This window comes from Deferribacterota bacterium, assembly GCA_034189185.1.
Classification (GTDB): Bacteria; Chrysiogenota; Deferribacteres; order Deferribacterales; family UBA228; genus UBA228.
Genome location: JAXHVM010000207.1, coordinates 1 through 2,900 on the forward strand (window position 1 = coordinate 1; position 2,900 = coordinate 2,900).

The 2,900-nt window shown below is 35.7% G+C and carries 3 protein-coding genes; all 3 read left to right on the forward strand.

Annotated features, from left to right (window positions below; all coding sequences use genetic code 11):
* Positions 1–220, forward strand: a 220-nt coding sequence (locus tag SVN78_09940) for an aminotransferase class III-fold pyridoxal phosphate-dependent enzyme (protein MDY6821926.1), incomplete at its 5' end; no start/stop codon positions are given.
* Position 221: 1 nt separating this feature from the next.
* Positions 222–1,496, forward strand: coding sequence for an ectoine hydrolase (gene doeA / locus SVN78_09945; protein ID MDY6821927.1), 1,275 nt, complete (start codon positions 222–224; stop codon positions 1,494–1,496).
* Between the two features lie 18 nt (positions 1,497–1,514).
* Positions 1,515–2,900 (forward strand): NAD-dependent succinate-semialdehyde dehydrogenase, encoded by a 1,386-nt coding sequence (locus tag SVN78_09950; GenBank protein ID MDY6821928.1) that lies wholly within the window; start codon positions 1,515–1,517, stop codon positions 2,898–2,900.

Here is a 2,900-nt window from a genome sequence, read left to right on the forward strand (position 1 = left end):
TAGAGGAAAGGGAATGATATACGGTATTGATACTGGAGATGGTAATATATCCAAAGATATAATCAAGGAATGTTTTAATAATGGTCTTGTAATAAGCGGATGTGGCAGCGCTGGTGAAGTTATAAAATTTATTCCGCCATTGACTATACCGAAGGATGAACTAAAGAAAGGATTAAATATATTTGAAAAATCTTTTAGAAAAATAATGAGGGCTAAATAATATGAGAGAAAGAGATGATATGAATTTTCCCTTTGAGGAATATAAGAGAAGGATTGATGAGTTAAAAAATAGAATGAATGAAAGATTACTAGATGCTGTTATAATTACAGATCCAGAGAATCTCCTATATTTAACTGATTACAAGACAACAGGATATTCATTTTTTCAAGCATTAGTTGTTCCACTCGAAGGCGAACCTTTTATGGTGACAAGAAGGTTAGAGGAATCAAATGTATTACACAGAACCTGGGTTGAGATATCAAGACCTTATAGTGATACTGAGGATGCTATACAAATGTTAGTTAGTAGTTTGAAAGAGATGAAGCTTTCAAAAAAAGTCATAGGATATGAGAGAAATAGTTATTTTTTTCCAGCATATCAACAGGACTCCCTGCAACACAATCTTATTGGGGGACAACTAATTGATTGTTTTGGCATTGTGGAAGAAGGAAGGCTGATAAAATCTCAATATGAAATAGAAGTAATGAAAAAGGCGGCAAGGGCTACACAAGCTGGTATGAGAGCAGGTATAGAAGCAGTAAGTGCTGGCGTTACTGAAAATGAAATTGGAGCTGAGATATCAAAAGCCATGTTTAAAGCTGGCGGCGAGATACCTGCAGTAATGCCCTATGTTTCCTCAGGACCAAGGACAATGATAGGCCATGCTTCATGGGAAGGTAGGGTTGTAAATCCAGGGGAACATGTATTTATCGAGATTGGAGGCTGCTATAAACAATACCATACTGCTATGATGAGAACTGTCGTTTTAGGCGAACCAACTAAGAGTATCTTAAAAGCTGAAGAACGCATAAAATATGCTTTAAGATCAGCTAAAGAATTTATTAGACCAGGTGTTACAGTATCAGATGTAGATAATCTAATTAGACATATAATAAGTGGCTCCGAAGAAGAGGGTTATTTAATCACTAGATCTGGATATTCTATTGGAATTGCCTTTCCTCCTAGCTGGGATGAGGGATATATTCTAAGTTTAACCCATGGCAATCCATCGGTATTAAAGGCAGGAATGACACTACACATTATCCCTTGGATATGGGGTGTTGATGGTGATAAAACTGTTGGTATTTCTGATACTATTGTTGTAACAGAAGACGGCTGTTCATCTTTTTTTGATTTAGAAGAATCCTTCACAATTAAAAAGGAAGAAAACAAAGAAAGATCAAAGGAGATTATGAACTCTCCAATTAAACTAGCTTCCTTTGAAGCTGAAAAAGATAAAGATAAGAAGAAAGATAAAAAAAAGGATAAAAAATAATATAATAAAGGAGTTTTTATGAAAAATAAACTTATATCAATTAATCCAGCTACAGAGGAAAAAGTAAATGAAATAGAAGTTGATAGTGAAAAAGAGGTTATTAGAAAGATAGATCTGGCTAATGATACATATTATAATTATTATAAATATACCACTTTTAGTGAACGCACAAGATTAATGAAAAATCTCTCTAGAGTGTTACATGAAAATGCCGATAATTATGCAAAGATAATAACTGAGGAAATGGGTAGGCCTATAAAAGAGGCTAGAGGTGAAGTATTAAAATCTGCATGGTGCGCTGAACATTATGCAGATTATGCTGAAAGTTATCTAGAAAATGAGTATATAAAATCAGATGCAACTGAAAGCTATGTTCAATACACCCCAATTGGGGTTATACTAGGTATTTTGCCATGGAATGCTACCTTTTGGCTTGCTTCACGCTTCTTTGCTCCAGCTCTAATGGCAGGTAATACATGCCTAATGAAACACGATTCACATGTACCAGGGTGTGCACTAGCAATAAAAGATGCATTTGTAAAATCTGGGTTCAAGGAGGGTGTCTTTGAAAATCTTGCAATAACCTCAGCCTCACTTGAGAATGTTGTTAGAAATAGACACATAAAAGGTGTTTCCTTTACAGGCTCAGTTAATGGTGGCTCAAAGGTTGCTGCTATTGCAGCATCTGAGGTTAAACCACAAGTTCTAGAGCTTGGCGGCTCAGATCCTAATATAGTCTTAAAAGATGCAGATCTTGAAGAGGCAGCCTACACTATAAGCCTATCTAGGGTGATTAATGCTGGTCAATCCTGTATTGCTGCTAAGAGAATAATTATAGAAGAAGCTGTTTATGATAAAATGGTAGAGCTTTTAAAAGCTAATTTCAGCAAATTTAAAGTTGGAGATCCAATGGATGAAAATACAGATGTAGGTCCTATTGCAAGGAATGATCTAAGAGAGGACATACACAGACAAGTGGTTAATACCATTAATGAAGGGGCAAAATGCGTTTTAGGAGGTAAAATTCCAAGTGGAAAGGGTTTTTACTATCCTATAACTATGTTAATAGATGTAACCACTAATATGACTGCTGCAAGGGAAGAGACATTTGGACCAATTGCTGCTGTTATGAAAGCAACTGATTCATCAGATGCAATAAAAATAGCAAATGATTCCCAATATGGGCTTGGTGCAGCTATTTGGACAAAACCTGAAAGAGGTAAAGAACTTGCTAAAGAGATTGAGAGTGGTCAGGTATCAATTAATGGTATTGTTAAAACCGATCCTAGACTTCCAAGTGGAGGGGTTAAAAAATCTGGCTATGGAAGAGAACTAGGGCCCCATGGTATAAAGATGTTTGTTAACACACAACAAGTATGGGTTGGTCCATCAACTAACAACTAA